Annotated in this window: 22 protein-coding genes and 1 pseudogene; 3 read left to right on the top strand and 20 right to left on the bottom strand. The window is 47.7% G+C overall.

Annotated features, from left to right (window positions below; genetic code table 11):
• Positions 1-2: 2 nt before the first annotated feature.
• A complete protein-coding gene (locus tag BGX16_RS09630; RefSeq protein WP_100425838.1) occupies positions 3-2,177 on the bottom strand; it encodes a PorV/PorQ family protein in 2,175 nt (724 codons plus the stop codon).
• Positions 2,170-2,742, bottom strand: coding sequence for a flagellar basal body-associated FliL family protein (locus BGX16_RS09625; RefSeq protein ID WP_100425837.1), 573 nt, complete (start codon positions 2,740-2,742; stop codon positions 2,170-2,172). Before BGX16_RS09625 ends, BGX16_RS09630 begins: the two co-directional genes overlap by 8 nt.
• A 63-nt stretch (positions 2,743-2,805) precedes the next feature.
• Here BGX16_RS09625 and BGX16_RS09620 point away from each other — a divergent pair, with 63 nt between their 5' ends.
• The gene (locus tag BGX16_RS09620; protein ID WP_100425836.1) at positions 2,806-3,996 is read left to right on the top strand and encodes an FKBP-type peptidyl-prolyl cis-trans isomerase; all 1,191 of its coding nucleotides are present in this window, start codon (positions 2,806-2,808) and stop codon (positions 3,994-3,996) included.
• A gap of 63 nt (positions 3,997-4,059) precedes the next feature.
• On the opposite strand, the gene BGX16_RS09615 is transcribed toward BGX16_RS09620, so the two are convergent.
• The 8 genes from BGX16_RS09615 to BGX16_RS09580 all read right to left on the bottom strand — a co-directional run bounded on the left by BGX16_RS09615 (position 4,060) and on the right by BGX16_RS09580 (position 11,924).
• Positions 4,060-5,439 (bottom strand): mannose-1-phosphate guanylyltransferase/mannose-6-phosphate isomerase, encoded by a 1,380-nt coding sequence (locus BGX16_RS09615; RefSeq protein ID WP_100426821.1) that lies wholly within the window; start codon positions 5,437-5,439, stop codon positions 4,060-4,062.
• A gap of 13 nt (positions 5,440-5,452) precedes the next feature.
• Entirely contained in the window at positions 5,453-7,489 is a 2,037-nt protein-coding gene (locus BGX16_RS09610) for a Wzz/FepE/Etk N-terminal domain-containing protein (RefSeq protein WP_100425835.1), read from the bottom strand.
• Positions 7,490-7,494: 5 nt separating this feature from the next.
• Positions 7,495-7,938 (bottom strand): arsenate reductase/protein-tyrosine-phosphatase family protein, encoded by a 444-nt coding sequence (locus BGX16_RS09605; RefSeq protein ID WP_100425834.1) that lies wholly within the window; start codon positions 7,936-7,938, stop codon positions 7,495-7,497.
• Between the two features lie 25 nt (positions 7,939-7,963).
• On the bottom strand, positions 7,964-8,521 hold the full coding sequence (gene rfbC / locus BGX16_RS09600; RefSeq protein WP_100425833.1) for a dTDP-4-dehydrorhamnose 3,5-epimerase: 558 nt from the start codon (positions 8,519-8,521) through the stop codon (positions 7,964-7,966).
• Positions 8,522-8,557: 36 nt separating this feature from the next.
• A complete protein-coding gene (locus BGX16_RS09595) occupies positions 8,558-9,694 on the bottom strand; it encodes a dTDP-glucose 4,6-dehydratase (protein WP_100425832.1) in 1,137 nt (378 codons plus the stop codon).
• A 61-nt stretch (positions 9,695-9,755) separates the two neighbouring features.
• Entirely contained in the window at positions 9,756-10,643 is an 888-nt protein-coding gene (gene rfbA, locus BGX16_RS09590; RefSeq protein WP_100425831.1) for a glucose-1-phosphate thymidylyltransferase RfbA, read from the bottom strand.
• 32 nt (positions 10,644-10,675) lie between these two features.
• Complete coding sequence (locus BGX16_RS09585; protein WP_100425830.1) at positions 10,676-11,425, bottom strand: acyl-[acyl-carrier-protein] thioesterase; 750 nt, start codon at positions 11,423-11,425, stop codon at positions 10,676-10,678.
• Between the two features lie 22 nt (positions 11,426-11,447).
• A complete protein-coding gene (locus BGX16_RS09580; protein ID WP_100425829.1) occupies positions 11,448-11,924 on the bottom strand; it encodes a cyclic nucleotide-binding domain-containing protein in 477 nt (158 codons plus the stop codon).
• Positions 11,925-11,967: 43 nt separating this feature from the next.
• Between BGX16_RS09580 and aroA the strand changes: the two genes are divergently transcribed.
• Together aroA and dacB are read left to right on the top strand one after the other, a co-directional pair.
• Positions 11,968-13,308, top strand: a complete 1,341-nt coding sequence (gene aroA / locus BGX16_RS09575) for a 3-phosphoshikimate 1-carboxyvinyltransferase (protein WP_100425828.1) — start codon at positions 11,968-11,970, stop codon at positions 13,306-13,308.
• Positions 13,305-15,503 carry a D-alanyl-D-alanine carboxypeptidase/D-alanyl-D-alanine endopeptidase gene (dacB, locus tag BGX16_RS09570; protein WP_100425827.1) on the top strand — a complete coding sequence of 733 codons (2,199 nt, stop codon included), beginning with the start codon at positions 13,305-13,307 and terminating at the stop codon, positions 15,501-15,503. The genes aroA and dacB overlap by 4 nt, the downstream gene beginning before the upstream one ends.
• Positions 15,504-15,506: 3 nt before the next feature.
• Here dacB and BGX16_RS09565 read toward each other — a convergent pair whose 3' ends face one another.
• From BGX16_RS09565 to BGX16_RS14665, 10 genes and pseudogenes are all read right to left on the bottom strand, one after another.
• Complete coding sequence (locus tag BGX16_RS09565) at positions 15,507-15,929, bottom strand: hypothetical protein (RefSeq protein ID WP_100425826.1); 423 nt, start codon at positions 15,927-15,929, stop codon at positions 15,507-15,509.
• A gap of 5 nt (positions 15,930-15,934) precedes the next feature.
• Entirely contained in the window at positions 15,935-16,402 is a 468-nt protein-coding gene (locus BGX16_RS15020) for a hypothetical protein (RefSeq protein WP_241899522.1), read from the bottom strand.
• 3 nt (positions 16,403-16,405) lie between these two features.
• A complete protein-coding gene (locus tag BGX16_RS15015) occupies positions 16,406-16,945 on the bottom strand; it encodes a Gfo/Idh/MocA family protein (protein ID WP_241899521.1) in 540 nt (179 codons plus the stop codon).
• A gap of 73 nt (positions 16,946-17,018) precedes the next feature.
• A complete protein-coding gene (locus BGX16_RS09555; RefSeq protein ID WP_100425825.1) occupies positions 17,019-17,675 on the bottom strand; it encodes a DUF4417 domain-containing protein in 657 nt (218 codons plus the stop codon).
• Between the two features lie 33 nt (positions 17,676-17,708).
• Positions 17,709-18,191, bottom strand: coding sequence for a hypothetical protein (locus BGX16_RS09550; RefSeq protein WP_100426820.1), 483 nt, complete (start codon positions 18,189-18,191; stop codon positions 17,709-17,711).
• A gap of 48 nt (positions 18,192-18,239) precedes the next feature.
• On the bottom strand, positions 18,240-18,707 hold the full coding sequence (locus BGX16_RS09545; RefSeq protein ID WP_100425824.1) for a hypothetical protein: 468 nt from the start codon (positions 18,705-18,707) through the stop codon (positions 18,240-18,242).
• Between the two features lie 3 nt (positions 18,708-18,710).
• Entirely contained in the window at positions 18,711-19,403 is a 693-nt protein-coding gene (locus tag BGX16_RS09540) for an ImmA/IrrE family metallo-endopeptidase (protein ID WP_100425823.1), read from the bottom strand.
• Entirely contained in the window at positions 19,400-19,771 is a 372-nt protein-coding gene (locus BGX16_RS09535) for a helix-turn-helix domain-containing protein (protein WP_100426819.1), read from the bottom strand. Before BGX16_RS09535 ends, BGX16_RS09540 begins: the two co-directional genes overlap by 4 nt.
• A 341-nt stretch (positions 19,772-20,112) precedes the next feature.
• A pseudogene (locus tag BGX16_RS15265) lies at positions 20,113-20,211 on the bottom strand (ORF6N domain-containing protein); the annotation flags it as partial.
• Positions 20,212-20,453: 242 nt separating this feature from the next.
• Entirely contained in the window at positions 20,454-20,603 is a 150-nt protein-coding gene (locus BGX16_RS14665) for a hypothetical protein (RefSeq protein WP_157797971.1), read from the bottom strand.
• Positions 20,604-20,769: the final 166 nt, after the last annotated feature.

Here is a 20,769-nt window from a genome sequence, read left to right as displayed (position 1 = left end):
CTTTAGAACTTAAAGATTGCACCAAAGCGCATCTGACCGTCACGAACGCCGTCGTTTTCGCCCACGTCCTTGATTGTCGAAATATCGAATTCGAGTACATCGGAAAGCATCACGCCAAGACCCAGATCCACTTCGTTACGCTTGCCCGTTTTGTCGTAAAGGTAACCAGCTCGCACCGCCACCGTATTGGAATAAGTGTATTCCACACCGATGTTGAAAATGCCCTGAAGAAGAGAGTTCTTAAAGCGCGTTGCGCCATGGCCTCCGAGTTCCGGATGGATCAAGCTTTTCCACATTGCGGTGTAGAACGGTTCCGGATTGCCCTTATCATCGTCGTAAACAACCGTACGGTTATAATCCGCCGCAATCAACAGGCGATGGTCCAAAGAGTTCACCACTTCATAAGCAAGTCCCAAACGCCAGGTAAGCGGAATCGGATCCTGATCGGACTTGTCCGTGTAATAAACGCTCGGACCGATATTGGCAAGAACGATTGCCGCACTCAAGTCATCGATCAAGAAGTCGCGACGGAGGAAGCCCACGTCAAACGCGTAACTGAACGTCGTTGCTTCTTCGCCATTCGTCGATGCACCAGAACTCAAGTCCGAATAGAAGAACTTGATCGTCAGACCAATAGAAGACTTTTGCGTCAACTTGGTGCCGTAACTGATGGCACCGACCACTTCAGAGCTGTTCGCATTTGTTGCAGCATCATCTTCCGTCGAAACGACCGTTTCACCGAAAGAAACAAAGTTTACCGACACACCCAAAGTTCCCCATTCATCAAGAGGAATCGTCATGCCGCCGAACAAGTGGTACAAGTCCGGGATATTCAAGACAGGAAGAAGCTTTTCATAGAAGAAGGTGAGCTGGTAGTCCGCGTCCTTATAACGTTCAATGCCTGCGCTCGTACTGAACCAGACGTCATTCGCCTGCGGTAAAACCGCCCAGACTCGGTTCGAAGAAAGTCCATTGCCGGAATGGAAATGTTCCCATTCATCTTCCGACTGTTGGTTTCCGCGGTCTTCCGGCTTGCGTTCGAGTTCCGCCTTACGACCGGACGCGGTGGCATAGTCCGGCAAATGACGCCAGACGCCCTTATCCGTCGCAATCCAAATGGCTCCGTCATCGTCCACAGCGAGATCGTGCACGATGTTGCTTTCAAACTTGACCTGTTCCCACTTGCGCAAGTTGAAGTGAGAAAGACCGCCGTTATGAGCCGCCCAAACGTGCCCCGAAGAATCCACGATCAAAGCCGTCGCATGCAAATCCATGAGACCGTCTTCTTCGTTGAACAGGCTCCAGCGGTCCTTTCCGCTTGAACCCTTCTTCGGAATCAATCGAGCGATACCAGCGCCGTCTGCGGATACATAAAGTTCACCCTTGAAATCCGACCACGCCAGAGCGTTGATCTTTTGACTCGGGAGGACCTTACCCTTCTGCTCCACGACTCCGTTGCGGTAAGAGAAAAGACCGTTATCCGTACCGATCCAAAGCGTTGCGCCCTGATTTTCCAAGGCGGTAATACGCGGCGTTCCCAGTTCTGCGGAATAGTTTTTCCAGGTTTTGCCGTCAAAGCGGAAGAGTCCCTTCGGCGTACCCACCCAGAGCTTTTCCGTGCGGACTTCATACAGAAGTGCGGTCACCGTATCGCTGACGACCAAATTCCAGGGAATCATCACGTCGCGGACATAGGATTCATCGACGTCATTCTGCACATCGTTAAACTGCTTGACCTTGCGCGTGTATTCATCCAGACCCGCTTCCGTACCAGCAAACACGCGGACGACATCCCGGATCTTCTGTTGACCTTCAAGGGTCACGACATGATAATCGGACCAGTGTTCCCCATCGTAATGGCGAATACCGCTATTCGTGCCTGCCCAAATTTCACTCTTTTCAAAAAACCCTGCACGGTTTTTGACGGCGAGAGTCGTAAAAGCTGGAGTCTTTTCCGACTTCTGTTCCAAGGACAGTTCCCATTCGTTAGCAAGCGGGCCAAAGGCAAGGCCTGCCGGGTTGTAATAGAGTGCCGCCGCGTCATCCGCAACAGCCACGCCGGTTTCACCCATACCGAGCTGACGAGCGCCAACCGGCATCTCTAGAGTGATAATCGCTGAATTCGCTGCAAATGCGGCGACCGAGAAAAGAGAAGCAAACAGTAGAGTCTTACGCAATGTGTCTCCAATCGGGAACGCGATACGCCCCATTTTCCGGAATAAGAGGTTTCCACCCCGCCTTACCCGGATTTTCCCAAGGAAGCTTAGGTACCAAATGACAATCGCAACCGAGAACATAGGGTGGCAGAATTTCTGCGTGATTCCGAATCTGTTCCCGAGTAATATAATTGTCGTCACTCATAAAATTACAAAACGGCTTGCTCTTAGGACCAACCACCACACGATAAGTCACGGTCCCATTTCGGTCGCCTTCGTCAATTACCTTCACCACGTCATCAATACTCTTGTTCCAAGATTCAATCAAACGAGCTTGTTCTTCCGGACTAGCGCCTGTAGTAGAGAGCCATTCAGCCATTTCTTTTAAGGAAGGTTTCACTTTCTCGATCGATTCGCGGGCAGGACGGACCACGACCGCATACTGACCGGAAACATCGATAACCGGAGCATTCGATTCCTTTTCCTTCTCATCCGAATTATGGATGACCACATACGCACCCAAGCCGGCAAGCACCAGCGAGAGCAGAACGATGGCCACCAGCATGAAAATGATTGTCAAATCCATGTTATTCCACCTGATTGTGTCCAAAAAAACTAGCATTTTCTAATTTGCACTTCAGGAGTTCGCATGCCCAAAAACAGATTTTTCGCTTTTCTCCTTCTTCTGCCGATTTGCCTGTGGGCAATTCCGTATGAAGTTGTCACTGTTAAAGAAGGTTCTGGTGAACCGATTCAGAATGGTCAGCTGATCCGCGTCCATTATAAGAGCTTTTTGGCCGACTCGGCGATGACGATGTTCGACAACTCTTATGATCGCGGCGAACCGCTGGAATTCTCTTTAGGCGCAGGCCAAGTGATTCCGGGCTGGGAACGCGGTCTTTTGGGCATGAAAATCGGTGAAATCCGCAAACTTTCAATCCCTTACCAGCTCGCCTACGGCGACCGTGAAATCGGCCCGATTCCCCCACGCTCCGACCTCTACTTTGAAGTGGAACTCGTTTCTGCAGAACCGCCACTTGAACCGGACAACTTTGCCGACAGCAAAAAGGCAAAGTGGAAAAAGCTCGAAAACGGCGTTCAATACTGGGACGAAAAGGTCGGTGCAGGAACGCAGGCAACGCAAGGAACCCGCATCCAAACCCACTACACAGGCTGGATTGCATCGGGTCGTAAGTTCTCGAGTTCTAAAGATTTCGGCAAGCCTTTAACCACAATCCTCGGCGGTGGACGTTTGATCAACGGCTGGGAAGTCGGTCTCGACGGTATGATGCCGGGAACCGTTCGTTGGCTAAAAATCAGCCCATCGATGGGTTACGGAGCCAAGTCTTACAGCACCATTCCGCCCAATTCGACACTCGTCTTCCGCGTGGAAATGCTGAATGTCGAAGTGGATGAAGCTCTTGCAGAAACGATGGACTTCTTCCCGGATGTGGAAAAGCTCGATCTGAAGGACGGCCCAGAAGGTTTGAAATACAGCATTATCCGAGAAGGCCAGGGTGAACCGATCCACGCCGGCGAAAATGCCCGTGTGCATTACACAGGCTTCCTCTCCGACGGTAAAAAATTCGACAGTTCGCGTGAACGCGGCCAGATCTTCAACTTCCCGCTCGGCAAGGGCAACGTGATCCGCGGCTGGGATTTGGGTGTCGAAGGCATGCTCCCGGGCGAAAAGAGAGTCCTCGTGATTCCGCCTGAACTCGGCTACGGCAACCGCGGCGGAGGTCCGATTCCGAGCAACGCGACGCTTGTCTTCGTTGTCGAATACATGGGCCCGGACGATTCTTCTGCAGAATCGACAACAGATTCGACCGCCAACTAAAATTTCAAGGCTTACAAAAAAGGCTCCGCAAAAGCGGAGCCTTTTTCAATTCCTTTGTTCGAATTACGAACGCCTGAAGTCGTCCTGAATGCGGATGATATCATCTTCGCCCGTATATTCACCGACCTGAACTTCCACGATGACGAGGGGAAGCTTACCGTCATTCTGCAAACGGTGCACTTCACCCACCGGGATATAAGTCGATTCATTCGGACGCACGTAGAAAATCTTCTCTCCAACCGTGCAAGTAGCAGTACCGCTTACCACGACCCAGTGTTCCGAGCGGTGCAAATGCTTTTGCAAAGAAAGGCGTTTACCCGGCTTCACCACGATACGCTTGATCTTGTAACGTTCGTTGTCGTCGAGAACGGAATAAGTGCCCCACGGACGGCTGACCGTCTGCGGAACGTCCGTCAGCGGAGACTTCTTGAACTTGAGTTTTTCAACGACCGACTTCACCTTCTGACTCGAAGCGAGAGGTGCGACGAGAAGAGCATCCGGCGTGTCCACCACGAGCATCTTGTCGAGATCGATCGTCGCAACCATGCGCTGCTGACCGATGACCAAGGAATTCGTAGTGCCGACCGGAATATGCTTCGGGTTCACGTTGTTGCCCGCTTCATCATGCGGATATTCCCCATAAAGGGCGTCGAAAGATCCGAGGTCCGACCAGCCGATATCCGACGGGACGACCTTTACCTTCTTGGACTTTTCCATCACCGCGTAGTCGATGGAATTAGCCGGAATAGCCATCATGTCTTCGTAATTGACACGAAGAAGCTGATTTTCCTTTTTCGCATTGGCAAGAGCCGCTTTGCATGCGATAAACATGTCCGGGGCGTACTTTTCGAGTTCCGAAAGGAACGTGGAAACCTTGAAGCAGAAAATGCCGCTGTTCCAATAGAAGTTACCGCTCTGCAGGTATTCCTTCGCCTTCTCCAGGTTCGGCTTTTCCACAAAACGCTTAACGTTTTCGCCATCCGCTTCGATGTAACCGTAGCCGGTTTCCGGACTTGTCGGCGTAATGCCGAATGTGACCAAGGAACCTTCTTCCGCAAACTTTTCCGCCTTTTCCAAAGCCTTCAAATAGGCTTCTTTTTTACGGATCACATGATCGGACGGAGAAACGAGAACAACCGCATTCGGATCCAAGGAAAGGCACGCCAGAGCGATTGCAGGCGCTGTATTACGGCCCACCGGTTCCAGCATAAAACGCGGATCGTGACCGCATTCCGGAAGTTCCGACAGCTGATCCTTGGCAAGGAAATACTGCTCCGCATTGCTGATTACATACTGCGATTCGCATGCGACCGAATTCGTCACGACCGTTCCCTGGAAAAGAGAACTGCCATCAAAAAGCTTGGCGAACTGTTTCGGCATCAGAGTCCGGCTAACCGGCCAAAGACGCGTTCCGCATCCACCACATAAAATTAAATTGATCATCATTGATTACTCCCTAAATTTTCTTTTTCTGCGGAAGAACGCACTTGTTGAAGGCTATAACCTTCGAAAGCGTCGATGTCTTAGACAAGAGAGATACCCCTTCCAGAATGCTATCCATGCTGTGGCGACCGTATTCCAAAATCAGAACGATTTCGTCCAATTCACGGCTCACCACCGAAACATCCATTGTCTTTTGCAAAGACGGCGTATCCAAAATAACAATGTCATAACTTTCACGGACAAGCTTGATAAAGTTGGCAAACTTTTTCGTTCCCAAAACGCCTTCCGAGCATAGCAAATGGTATCCGCAAAGAAGAAGGTCCAAGCCCGGAGTCTGAGTCGTCTTCACAACCGCCGAAATCGACTTCTTCCCAGCGAGAACATCCACAAGTCCTTCCGCAGGTTCAAAGCCAAACAAACTGCCCAGATTTCCCTTTTGCAAATCTGCATCAATCAGCAAAACCTTTTTACCGGATTCTGCAAAAAGCTTCGCCATCTGAGCGGCGACAAAAGAGCATCCGACATGCGGCAAAAGTCCCGTAAAGCAAAGAATCCGATTTTTGTCATAACTTTCTAGTTCAAGCGAAAGTTGCAGAGTATGAAGTCCTTCAAGCGATTCTTTTTCGCCCTTCGCAATCAGAGAATACACGCTTAAGCCTGTTGCCTTCGAAACCAAGAACGGGTCAATTACACCCTTCATCTTTTTACGCAAAGAAATAAATCCGAACGCCGCACAGAATCCTGCAAAAATGAACGCGAGAACGATCATCTTTCTCTTCGGCTTGACAGGCTTCGGATCTGCCACAGCATGGTCCACAATCTGAGCCGATTCTGCTGAACCAGCGACGAGCAAACGAAGCTGCTCCACGCGTTTTAAAAGATCGGAATAAGCGGTCTGAGCAAACTGCGCTTCGGCAGTCATCGTCAGGATTTTTTGTTGCGTTTCCGGCAGTTTTTTTGTTTGCGAGTTCGCCTTTGCCATTTCTCTTTTGAGAGATGCAATCTGCCTATCCATCGTCACGATCTGCGGGTGCGAGGCGTCAAACAGGCGAGCCTTTTCTTCACGCATCTGTTCCAAAAGGATTATCTGCTGCTGAAGCTTGACCTGAGATTCAAGCGTAATCTTCGTTTCGGCGGCGATATCCGCAGATCCGATTTTTTCACGATACTCGTTGAGTTTAAGCATCAAGCTGTCCAGCGTCTTGCGTGCAATCGGCAGCTGGTCTTCCAAAAGTTCCAGAGTATTCTTCATATCCGAAGAGCTGAATTCCTCATTCAAACGAAGATAAATGGACGTCAAAGAGTCAACCACCGTCACGGCCTTGTCCATATACTGATGCTGGAAGGACACATGCAAAAGGCCCGTCTTCTTAGCCGCTTCCGAAATAGACAGGTTTTGCAAAACCGCATTCACCGCGCGGACCATCATTTTCTGCGTTACATTGAACTTTTGTCCCGCTTTCACATCCATCACGGAAACGAGTATCGAAACCGAGTCTCCATGATAAGGAGCCGAGCAAAGTTTGCCCTTCGAACAAGACAAAACCTTTGACATATCTGCATCGTAAAACGAGAAATTCAAAGAATCGTCCGCAATCAAAACCCATGGTTTGCTTCGAATTTCCGGAGCCACTGCAGAAGAATCCGGAAGCTTCATATAGCGGATATCCACACGTCCCTCCTTTCGAAGGAAACGATCTATGGTCTCTGTCGGGTTGGCTTCGTTATGAAGTCCCAAAGAATCGATGAGTTCTTCCAAAATGCGACGACTCTGCATCAGCTGGATTTCCGTTTCCGCAGAGCTTCCGCCCATGCCTAATAAAGAACCCACATCCCCGAGCATTGCAGAAAGGGAGCCTCCCTTGGTCTTCACCTGAATCAAAGCACTCGCTTCATACATAGGTCGAATCCAAAGAGCAACAACGATACCGATAATGCCAAAAACGAAGGTAAAAGAAAAAACCAACAGTTTATTCTTCCACAGGTCTTCAAGCAAATCCAACCATGGATTCTTCGTCGATACCGGTATAGTCTTCTTTTCTATCGCCATAAATTCTATTCCTCGTGATGAGAAATTTTTTGAGCCCAGTAAGGCGTCAATTTTTCAATAAAATTCCAAGCCATGACAAAGGCGCTTTCCGGGCGTCCATGCGGATCCGGAACGTCCACTTTTATCGAGTCTCCATAACAGAAAACTTTTCCATCCAACCATGAGTAACGTTCGAGCAGGTGAATCTTTTGGGCTTTTTCCATCACCAAAACCAGATCCGCCCACTTAAGCATATCCATCGTCACCTGTCGCGAACGATGCGCAGAAATATCGAGCCCGTGTGAGAGCGCGACTTTTTGAGCCATCGGTTCTGCAGGCGAGTCAACGACTGCACCCATTCCAGCGCTTTGGACGATGCAATCCACGCCTTCCAAAGATTTACGCAACAGGTATTCCGCAGTCGGGCTTCGACAGACGTTTCCCGTACAGAGCACAAGAATATTCTTCATTATGCGAAAAATAAAATTTTATCGATTAGAATGTCCAATCTAAATTGGCAAGGGTCGGGTTCTTTGTATCCTTTTCGCTCAAAAGAGGCTTAAAGTCTTCGCTCACCGGCCACTGGATGCCAATCTGCGGATCGTTCCACATAAGACCGCCTTCATCGCCCGGGGCATAAAGACGTGTACATTTGTACACAAAGGTCGCCGTTTCCGAAAGAACGGCAAAGCCATGAGCAAAACCTTCCGGAATGTAGAACTGCTTTTTGTTTTCTGCAGAAAGGGTGACGCCCACCCATTTTCCAAAGGTCTTGCTCGCTTTGCGCAGGTCCACAGCGACGTCAAAAACTTCCCCTTCGAGAACGCGCACAAGCTTTCCCTGCGGGTTCTGCTTTTGGAAATGCAGACCGCGGAGAACGCCTTTTTTGCTGCGGGATTCGTTGTCCTGAACGAACTTCACATCGATACCGTTTTCTGCGAATTCTTTTTCGCTATAGGTTTCCATGAAGTAACCGCGGGCATCGCCAAAAACGGTCGGTTCAATAATTTTAACGCCTTCAATTTCCGTATCGATAAACTTAAACTTTCCCATGATCGATTCTCCTAAAACCTTCTAAGACGTCAGGGGTTACTTGTTCCCGTACATCTTTTCGTAATACTTTTCGTAGTCGCCACTCGTGATATTGTCCAGCCATTCCTGGTTCTCGAGATACCACTTGACAGTCTTTTCAATGCCTTCTTCGAACTGGAGGGAGGGTTCCCAGCCGAGTTCCTTCTGGAGCTTTGTCGAGTCGATCGCGTAGCGGGCGTCGTGGCCCAAGCGGTCGGTGACGTATGTGATGAGGTTCAGATCTTCCCCTTCTGCACGACCGAGAAGCTTGTCGACGGTCTTGATTACGACCTTGATGATGTCGATGTTCTTCCATTCGTTGAAGCCGCCGATGTTGTAGGTTTCAGCGATCTTGCCGTTGTGGAAAATGATGTCGATGGCGCGGGCGTGATCTTCGACAAAGAGCCAGTCGCGCACATTTTCACCCTTGCCGTAAACCGGAAGAGGCTTCTTGTGACAAATGTTGTTGATGAAAAGCGGGATGAGCTTTTCCGGGAACTGGTATGGACCGTAGTTGTTCGAGCAGTTCGTGACAATCGTCGGCATGCCGTAGGTATCGTGGAAAGCGCGTACAAAGTGATCCGAGCCCGCCTTCGATGCGGAATACGGGGAATGCGGCGTGTACTTTGTCGTTTCGTAGAAGAAGTCTTCACCGTAAGCAAGATGATGTTCGGAACTCGAAGCGGTCGTCGTAAACGGTGGTTTAATGCCTTCCGGATGGCTCATGCTGAGAGCGCCGTAAACTTCGTCGGTCGAGATGTGGTAGAAGCGCTTGCCTTCATACTTTTCCGGGAGGCTTTCCCAGTAAAGCTTTGCCGCCTGGAGCAGACTGAGCGTACCCATCACGTTCGTCTTGGCAAAGGTGAACGGATCCTGGATGGAGCGGTCCACGTGGCTTTCGGCGGCGAGGTGAATAATGCCGTCCACTTTTTCACTCTGCATGAGCTCGTAGAAAGCGTCGAAGTCGCAGATGTCCATCTTCACGAACTTGTAGTTCGGCTTGTCTTCGATGTCCTTCAGGTTTGCGAGGTTTCCCGCATAGGTGAGCTTGTCTAGATTGATGATCTTGTAGTCCGGGTACTTGTTCACAAAAAGGCGTACCACATGACTTCCGATAAAACCAGCTCCGCCAGTGATGATGATAGATCGTTTCATAATAGAAAGTTGTTAGGATAGTGTGGAGTGTGGAGTGTGAAGCGTGGAGTGTCCACGTTGTTTAATACTTAATTTTTCCTTCCGCAACCTTGCGCAGGTGCTGACCGTAAGGAGACTTGCCATACTTGGAAGCGCTTTCGAGGAGTTTTTCCTTACTGATCCAACCATTGATGTAAGCGATTTCTTCGACCGCGCTGATCTGAATGCCCTGACGGCTTTCAACCATGCGAACGAAATCGCCCGCTTCGATCAGGCTGTCCATCGTTCCTGTGTCGAGCCATGCAAATCCACGGCCCAAAAGTTTCACATCCAGTTCACCCTTTTCCAGGTAAACTCTATTCAAATCGGTAATTTCAAGTTCACCGCGAGCACTCGGTTTTTGTTCCTTTGCAAATTTGCAAACGCGGTTGTCGTAAAAATAAAGACCCGTAATCGCGTAATTGCTCATCGGTTCCTTCGGTTTTTCTTCGACCGAAATGACCTTGCCGTTTGCGTCGAATTCAACAACGCCAAAACGTTCCGGGTCTTCAACGTAGTAGCCGAAGATACTAGCACGGCCATTTTCTTCCGCATTCTTGACCGCCGCCTTGAGCAGCGGACTAAAGCCGTTACCGTAGAAGATATTATCGCCGAGAACCATCGCACAGCAATCGTCACCAATGAATTCCTCACCCAAAATGAACGCCTGGGCAAGGCCATCTGGGCTAGGCTGCACCTTATACGAAAGGTTCAGACCCATCGCACTTCCATCCCCGAGCAAACGTTCAAAATTTGGCAAGTCCGTCGGCGTCGAAATGATGAGAATGTCGCGGATACCCGCGAGCATCAACGTCGAAAGTGGATAGTAAATCATCGGCTTGTCGTAAACAGGCAACAGCTGCTTCGATGTCACCATGGTCAGCGGATAAAGTCTAGTTCCGGATCCACCGGCAAGTATAATTCCCTTCATAGAAGGAAACTTACAAAATTATTTCAAAATTCTCAATCCGCAATGCCGATTCGAGCCTGAAAATGAACCCTTGTCGGATCCTTTGCGTTCACGCCAAAAACATATGCGTGGTGATTCGAATTATCAAAACGCACCAGATGGATTTCTTCCCCAACCGGGATCCCCGCGAGATAGTTGATTTGAATAGAACGGATCGATTTACCCTTCATCGACTGATCCAGATAGAGCGCGTCCAAGACCCAGTCTGCATAACGGCAGTTGTTCACATGCCGATTCATATCGATATCCGAAAACGCTGCGGTTTTTGTCATCACCACACGTGGATTTGCACGAGGTTCAAGCAGCATCAAATTTTCGGAAATGGCGACTTTTTCGGGATAGAGCGTCGGCAAAAAAGGAGTCTGTTCCGGGTCTTCCGAATGTCCCGTTTGCAAATTCACCATGAGCCAGGAAGAAGTCGCTTCCGCGATCATGTTGCCATTATCGTCTCGAATCGAATAATCGCGCAGAGCCACCTTGTGATTGTAAATCGACTTGGTCCACGTTGAAACATGGAGTTTTTCACCCCAACGCGGAATATAATTGATTCGAAGCTTTAAGCGTGAAATCACCGAAGTATAGCCATTCTGCACCATTTTCCAGATTCCCATCCCATGTGCTTCGGCATCCAAGATGGCGGTTTCTTCCATAAAGTCAAAGAATGAAGAAACGCGTAAACGATTTTTCGGATCGCAATCCGAGAAACGAATGGGAAAAATATGTTCGTCAATCCCTTTTTCCATACAAAGCCTCTTTGTATACAAACTAATACGCAGCGACGTGACGCACGAACTGATCGGTATAACGCAGACGGTTACTGATCAACTTCGCCAAGTTCCGCATCACAATAAATCCGACATTTGGATTGGATTCCAAATACAGCAGGAATGCCTTACTGTCGATTTTGATGACACTCGCCTCTGTTTTGGCGACGACACGAGCGGAATGGACGTCATTTTCCAACAACGCCATTTCTCCGACGACAGAGCCGACCTTTAAGCGGCAAGCTTCCAAAAACTGACTTTGACCGGGAACTGAAAAATAAACTTCAATATCGCCGCTTTCCACAACGTAAAAGCTGAAACTTTCCGTGCCTTCTTCAATCAGGATTTCATCTTTGGAGAGATGAACTCGGCAAATGATATCGTTGAATTCTTCGATGAGCTCCGCCGAAAGACCCTTAAAGATATCCGAGACCATTAGACTTTTGACCAACTGAGAAACGTCGCCGCTCTGATCCATAGTAAACCTCTCTATGCTTCTAATTTAATCTAAATTTGAAATTATGAACAAGAATCCCTCGAGCCCAACTTTTTTGGAAATTCGCGCTTTGGACCATATTCAAGGGGAAATTCGCCTTCCTGGTTCAAAAAGCATTACCAACCGCGCCCTTTTACTCGCGAGCCTCGCCCAGGGAGAAACCCGTCTGCACCACTTGCTATGGAGCGATGACACCCGTTATATGGCGGAATCTTTGGAAAAACTCGGTGTCCAAGGCATGCATTTTTCCGCAGACTATTCTGAAGCGGTGATTCCGGGCCAAAATGGCCGTTTTTCTGTCAAAAATGCTGAACTTTTCGTGGGAAACTCGGGAACTTCGATTCGATTCTTGACCGCGGCTGTTGCCCTTGGACAGGGAGACTTCACCCTTACGGGCATAGAACGCATGAAGGAACGCCCGATCCGCGACCTGGTGGACGCCCTAGTCCAAGTCGGTGCAAAGATCGATTATACAGAAAATGCAGGCTACCCGCCGATCGTTCTGCACGCAAACGGTTTGCAGGGCGAAATTCTTCACATCAAAGGAAATATTTCGAGCCAGTATCTGACGGCGATTCTGCTTTCTGCGCCCTGCATGCAAAAACCGCTGAAAATCGTCGTCGACGGAGAACTCATTTCGAAGCCTTACGTGACCATGACTCTCCGCATGATGCAACAGTTTGGCGTCGAAGTCAAAAATCTGGATTTTAAGGAATTCCACGTTCCCAATACTGGATACATTTCTCCAGGCGACTATGACGTGGAAGGCGACGCTTCGAGTGCGAGTTACGCTCTTGCAGCAGCGGCGATTGCAGACGGCCCTGTCCGCCTGCTCGGTCTCGACGAAAAGAGTATGCAGGGAGACATTCACTTTGCTGATGTCCTCGCCGAAATGGGGGCAAAGATTTCTTACGGGAAAGGTTTTGTGGAAAGCCGTCGTGGAGAATTCCCCCTCAAAGCGATCGACAAGGATCTTTCCTCAATTCCGGACGCGGCGATGACCGTCGCAGCTCTTTGCCTTTTTGCAAACGGAACGAGCACGATCCGCGGAATCCACAGTTGGAAGGTCAAAGAAACCGACCGCATTCAGGCGATGGCAAATGAACTTCGCAAGGCGGGTGCCGAAGTTTCGACGACAGACGAATCCATTACGATTACGCCGCCAAAGGTGTTCAAGACCGCCGACTTTGAAACGTACAACGATCACCGCATGGCCATGTGCATGAGCCTAGCCGCCTTTGGACTTGAAAAAGGAAAGTCCATTCGGATTTTGGACCCGCTCTGCGTGAACAAAACGTATCCGGGCTACTGGAAGGATTTGAAAACCTTGACCGGCGCAAACTTTGAAATTCCGAGTGCAAAATGAGAAAGCTCTGTTCTGCACTGTGGATTTTTTCTGTCGTCGCCCAAGCAGCGACCGGTAACGCATCGAAGGGCTCTGCCGCGGACTCCGTGCTGTTTGAACCCAAACCCTATATCTCGACCGCCGACTATCAGACGATTGTCGATTCCCTCGCTCCGGGATCTCTCTTTGGACTGTCCATCCGTTCCCTGCACACGGGAAAGCAAATCGCCACCGTCAATGCGGATTCCTTCTTTACGCCGGCAAGCACCATGAAAACCGTCACCACGGCGGCGGCTCTCGACTATTTACCGCTCAACTTTCAAGCGAAAACTTCCGTTCACATGGAAGGAAGCTTTGCCGGGAAAACGTTCTCCGGCGTAATCCGTTTACGCGGAGAAGGCGACCCGAACATTTCGGCGAGATTCTATTCGCAACCGTTCTACGTACTGCACCAGTTCGCGGATTCGATCCGTTCCAAGAACATCGACACCTTGCAGATTCGCATTGAGCTAGACACTACTTACTTTTCGGGACCCCGCAAGCCGGACCATTGGAAATCCAACTATTTCGACTCTTGGTACGGCGCAGAAATCACCCCGCTCGAATTCAACGACAACTGCACCCTAGTGCATATGGATCCAGGTGAAAAAATCGGCGATACCGCGAAGATTTCAATCGACCCGGACATCGGCTATGTCAAAGTCAATAATGCGCTCATCACCGGCAAAGGCAGCCGTCGCAAGTGGAAGTATTCCCTCGACAAAGACTCAGCGGTTTTAAACATTTCGGGAACAATCGGAGTGAACGTAACCGATGCGTCCATTGTCATTCCTGTACGCGACCCGAACCATTACTTTGAAGCCGCCTTTATCCATGCGATGAAGGAGCGAGGTTTGATCGTCATCGATGATCCGGCTGCTCAAAGCGGTCTCGATATTTACACATTCGAATATGCTGGTACTCCCCTGTTAAGCTTTCTCGATGAAATCAACCAGAGGAGTCAGAACCTGCACGCCGAAACCCTTTTCCGCAATTTTGCGGCAGCCAAATACGGCGTGGGAAACGTGGAAAACGGCAAAAAAGGCGTTCAAACATTTCTGCAAAAGATGGAACTTTCTGCAGAAGACTTTATCCTTTACGACGGTTGCGGACTTTCTCCCAAAAACCGGCTAAAACCCTCTTCTGAAACGAAGTTGCTTGCGAAGATGGCCCGTCATCCACGCGGAAAGTATTACATCAAAAGTTTTGCAAGCCCGTGGGTCGGCAGCGGTTACAAGCGCATGCGTGAATTGGAATACGGCTGGCGCATTCGCTTTAAAACAGGATTTATCAATGAAGCACACGGTCTCGTCGGTTATATGCCGACAATCGACGGCGACACCCTCGTGATTGCAAGCTATTTGAACCGCACCGGTAAAACGCCCGACAACACGTGCCGAGGAATTCTCGATTCCATCTGGTCCAGTATTTACCGTGCAACGAACAACGGCTACGCTTCGCTGCTCGAAATGAAAAAACTCTACATCCAAGGGGAATCGGTCAGCGGACTTGAAAACCGCTTGCGCTTCTTCTCGGAAAAGTTCCTCGACAAGCCTTATTTGCTTGGGCCTACAGGCGAAGGCTATCTAGACACGATCGATTCCAAACCGATGGTTTACACGGATTCACTTGACTGCGTCACCTACCTGGAACACGTTCTGGCACTCGCTAAAAGCCCCGATGAAAATGCGATTTTCAAAACTCTCCAAAAAATCCGCTATTTAAATGGAGACATCGCTTACAAAAACCGCAAGCATTACTTTGTACTGGACTGGATCGGCGAAGGCACTTTTGCAAGGCAAATTCCTCAGCCCAACGATACGCTTGTCATTCGCACGATTCCAAAGAAAGCATTCTTCAAGCCAAAAGGGATTGCTTACGGCAAACCCGATCCGCAGATCTATTTGAAGTATCTGCCCCTCGACAAGGCGATTGAATTTTCCAAACAGGAATGGCAAGGCGAAAGCACGATCCGCGGAATCGGTTTCGTGAGCCGTTTACAGATCATCGACATTTTCCACACGGGATTCCTGATTTTGGAAAAGGGCAAAAAGCCCGTTCTCCGCGACGCTTCTCAAAAGTTTGGAAAAGTCCTCGACCACGAATTGCAAGAATACTTGGAATCCTGGGTCGGAACGGGCAAAGTTCCGGGAATTCTCCTGTTTGAATTCCTCTAAAAATTAAAAGGCGAGAATCGCGGTTAGTTCAAACTGATCGCCGCCGACTTTTTCGAAAGCGGTAAACGAATCCGGCTTCCAGCCGTATACATCCATCGTCAACGAATTAGAAATAATATTTTCCGCCTTTTCCACGTCTTGCCAGATCATTGCGTTCGGCGAGCGGTAATAGCGGAGCATTCCCAAAGCGCGCGTACATTCCGGATAGTTATCCACCAGCGCATAGGCGCACTTCATAAAAGAAGTCTCCACGATTTTGACCACTTTATAAAGCCGATGCGGCACCAAAAATTCCCGAAGGTCGTGCAAGTCAGGAGCGATTTTCGCGTCGCCATTAAAATAGGTCAGCAGCTCCTGGAAAACGACCGAATCCTTTTCCAAAAGGGGCGAGCATTCCGAAATCAACTGTTCCACACTTGCCGGCATAAAGCTTACCTCGTAGAACGTACACTCTCAATATACCAAGAATTTCGTAGACTGTCGAGAACTTTCATGATTTCGAGGGTTTTAGCCCACGGCATTTCCGCACATTCCTTCCGTCCTTCTTCGATTGCCTTTTTGCAGGCAAGAACTTCGTACTCGTAAAAGTTCGCAATCTTTGAAGGGACGATGGATTCCGTTAAAGTTCCTGAATAATCGAAAATCTGGATTTCGACCATATCGTTCAGGTTCTGTACATGGATAAAGCCCTTGGTTCCATAAATAGTGCCTTCGTTATGGGTCGGCGCCACCATGGATGTTTTTAGATAAGCCTTTTGCCCGTGGCTGTAGGTCAAGTTGATCCAGTCCGTGGCATCGACGCCTGTCGGGAACGCAACGCTTTTTGTTTCCGTATTTTCCACCCGATTGTCTTTGCCTCCGATTTGCGGATCGGTGAGGAAGATATCGGCAAAAGTCAAGCTCTAAACGCCCAGGTCCAGAAGAGCGCCGCCCGCAAGTTTGGGATCGCGAAGACGTTCACGGTGCGAAAGTGGCATCGAAAAATCCGCCTCGACGGTTTCGACTTTTCCGATTGTCCCTTGCAAAATTTTTTCCCTGATCATTTGAACTGCCGGCAAAAAGCGCGTCCACATGGCTTCACAAAGGAAAGTCCCCTTTTCTTTGGCACGCGCGATTACATAAGAAGCTTCGTCCGCATTTACCGTGAACGCTTTTTCCACCAGCAGATTTTTGGAATGTTCAATGCAAAGCAAGGAATGGGCGGCATGTTCGGAATGCGGAGTAGCGATGTAAATGAGATCCACGTCCGGGTCTTGCGCAAGTTCTTCATAGCTGCCATAAGCTTTTTCAAATCCATTTTCCGCGGCAAAATTTTGAGCTTTTTCCAAGCTTCGGGAAGCGATTGCATAGGCTTCGACGCCATAGCCCTGTTCTTGGAGAGCCTTTACAGCACAAGTCATTTTGCCAGCAATATGTCCACAGCCTAGAATTCCGAATTTCATATAAACCTGCTTGGAGAATTTTCTTCTTTAAAGTATATGTAAAATATTTGACAACTTGCATCATTTCAAAAATCTATCGCATTGCTTTTTTCCTTTCGTTCCAGATTTGTCCGTAACTTTTTATCCGAATCATACGAACTTGCGGGTATTTTTCTTGCATCCAAGGGAAGAAATGCCCACATACAATCAAACTATGTGGGTTCTTTCTTTGAATCAATTCGTCCAAACCAATAATGAAAAGTCGCGTACCTTCCTTTTCGGATACAATACCATTTGTCGTTATTGCAAGAGCAGAATTTGATGGCAACCCCTGCCAACACCATTCAAAACTATCCGGAGTACTCCAGCTTGCAGTTGGGATTACATTTATGCCGTTTTTTTGCCAATGATAGGCAATCACTCGATTGCGGTAACAGTTCCACTGCTGCCGTTCAAGCGAATAGTCCCTATACAAGCTGAAATCAGGTCCGATAACTCCTTCCAAATTCTTCAATGTAGGAATATACGCGTAGGGGCTATTCCAATATTTATTTTGGAGTTCATCTTTGACAAAGCAATGCCCCCAATGTCCTACACCCCCCGCTTTGATAGCAAGATTGATAGGTATGCAATTTTCCATATCTGGAACATCTTCAATAGAAGACAATGAAGGAACCATCAAAGTACCTGTAAACAAAGCTCCCTGTTGTATGAGCAAATGATCCAACGTTATTTGATCTGCCTTAATCATAAACATCTCTATTCAAACTCTATGCATATGCATTCAATTCCATAATCGTCTTTTATTTCCTTTCTTGAACCAATATTCCACCTTATCGTTCGGTCTCAATATTCCTTTTCGAAGAGCTGCCTTATAGCCTTCCATCACAGCGTCAATAGCATTTTTACCTTCGGCGTCTGTCTTATGCCTAGAAAGCAGGATGATTTTGCTATTTTCCTTATTCGCATACCACCTGGATTCTGAAATTGTAGCTCGTATTTGCTTGACCGCCTTTGCTAAACTGCTAGTACAAATGGTATTGGAATTCGCTCCCTCAACTCCCTTCACTTCGACAGGAGCACCTTCAACCATCAAATCCGCCCTTTTATGATCATTGGGAGTCTCCTTCAAAAATGCAACATATTTGCCCATGCCCAGATAATATTCGGCAACTTCAACCGCATTTTTGTCCTTGACAGGATTTCCTGCCGTATTAAGAAATCCTTTTCCCTTTTTTCTGCCGGATTGGCCGCCATATCCACCCATGACAATCTCCTTCGTTCGTCTCACGGCGAACATTACTGATAAAAAATTTTATTTTTCTTGTTTATAACATTTGACAGGCTTCAACATTGCAGAATCCCTGTACAACAACATTCTCCGAGGATTTACCCTAAGATAACGAATCTTGGCGAAATCTTCATCCAGCTTTAGAAAATCCGAAACAGTTATTTCTCCGGAGATGGAGAATGCGTTATTCGCAGAGCGCAAGTCGTATTCAATTAACACGACATCATCTTCGTCCATACATTCTGACACATCCGCCTCGGACTCGGCAGGAACCATTCGATAATTGAACTCTGATGAGACAAAATCCCATCGTCCGCATACCGGACACCGCCAAACTTCAATTTCATCATAAAGATACGGAAGGTCCTTCAATTTAACTCCCTTTTCTATAGCAGACTTGACATCATCAAGTTTGAAAAGCGAAAGTTCTATTTGATTTATGCTGTCAGAATTCCGCATTCCATAGCCACAAAAACACCTCATTGAACCCATATTCTATTCCTCCAGCAAATCTAATTGTTTGAGCCTAATACGAGCGGCACTCATGCTTACATCATAAATTTCACAAATCGAATTGACAAATTCGCAACATCGAGGATCATTTTTAGGAATCTTGAACGTCTTTGTTGTCTGAAAGAATATCTTGAACAGCAATGATAAAGTAACCCGAGGCATCAGTAGTGCCCCTGCACCATAATTCGCTTGTCGCTCAAGCCACCAAATCGGTTTACGTAAATAGGAACTCAGGCTGATAACATTTGAATTCGCTGCAATTGCATTGGAATGACGCATAAAGTAATAGGAATGCATTTTGATATGGACGACTTCATGAGCCGCAGTAAACCTGATTTCTACGGGAGGTAGCGATTCATCTATGACAATCGTAGATTCTTCAATAGGTATTCCTCGAATTTCATTCGTTTCGCAGTCAATAGACCAAATGACCATCTTTGAAAACGCTGTGATTCCCTTGGCTTGAGGATAGGCTATATTGCGCATGTCCAGTATAAAACTGTATTCGCCCGAATCGATCCATTCTTCAATAGGAATCCTTTGTGGAGCCAGCAATACTTCAGGGTGATTCTCCTGTAAATATTTTTCCACAGCACGCTCGATTTGGGCGTAGCTAACACAATATACGCCTCTTTCGTCCATAGAAATACAAGAGTAATCAATGAAGTCGTTCATTTTACCTTCTGGATTATATCAATAATTTTGCGCCATTGCTCGTCTGTAATTTTTGAGCTTTTCGCAGAACGGAGTGCAATTGCGGCAAGAGGAGTCGCCTTGATATACTCGGTTAAATCAGTCGGTGCGACATCACGCCTAGCATTAGCCGATAGGTCAAACAACTTGTTTTTTTCGTTTTCAAGAAGGTTCAGTACATTTGCGATCTTTTCAAGAAAGTCTTTTTCAACGGGGTTCTTTTTGCCTTTTTCGATGTCACAAACATAAGAGGGGGCTTTGCCTATCAATTCTGCAAATCTTCTCAACGAAAGTCCTCGCTCTCGGCGTTTCTCGGAAATGTAAGACCCAAAAGAATCCAATGTTTTCATATCGTCTCCTATTACAGCATTACACATTCGTCGTTCAGCGAACACAAAACAATATACCATCTTTCGAGGAAAAAGTCAATCGAAAAAAAAATATTTTTTCAAATTTCTCTAAGATGTACCTATTTGCTCATTTTTGACATTTTTGGGCATTCCAAAAAATCTATCTTTGGGACAAATAGAGTTTTCTCTTGTTCTCTATCTGAAACTGCGACAATTTCAACAACGGGAACAAGACGGACGCTCAGGTAGATAGATGCATTCAACTCCACGCCTTTTTTACTTTCAACAACGACTTCTTTTCATTTTCATCAACAACTTCAGGAACGCGAGCAATGGCACGAGACAGTTGTTTGCGTTGCGACACGCCCTTTCAAAATTGTGGCAAGCATGTAGAGACCGCGTTCAGTAAAGGCTGTCGGATTTACAGGACTGTATTTTAGCTTGGCAACATTAACCAATCGCAATCAAGGATAACTCGCTGACCTCTCAACACAAGAATTTTGCTTTCAACTTCATTCATCTTCTACTCCAATTCGCCTACAAGCAAAAAAGGCAGGGATAGTAGTCAAGCCAAAGATTAAAAATCCATTTTTTGCTTGTATCTTTAGGCTTTTCTTACTCAGTTTCGTCTAATTTTTGGATGAATATTTGGCTTGCGTTTTTTCCGCCAACTTCGCATTCCTCAAAAAAAAGCATACCAGTCCGAACTTTCGTTTTTTTGAAAGTCCATTTCAAAAATGCGTTCTGCATTCCATAGACGGCTCTGTTCAGAGTCGAATTTTTCGGGGCATTCTTCTTCGCCTCGATAAAATTTATAACTGCTGTAATCCATAGAGCCTCCTTTAGAGTTTTACCTCATCTCGTAAAGAGCCCTTATAAGACCTTGAACGCGGAACGCGCCCAATCACCATGCAGATGGCGATGAGGCTTGCGGATGCCCTTGGCACGTCCTACGAGATGTTCTACAAGGAAAAATAACCTATATTCGGATATGTAGG

It is taken from the genome of Hallerella succinigenes, assembly GCF_002797675.1.
Classification (GTDB): domain Bacteria; phylum Fibrobacterota; class Fibrobacteria; order Fibrobacterales; family Fibrobacteraceae; genus Hallerella; species Hallerella succinigenes.
This window is presented reverse-complemented; position numbering and strand designations above follow the sequence as displayed.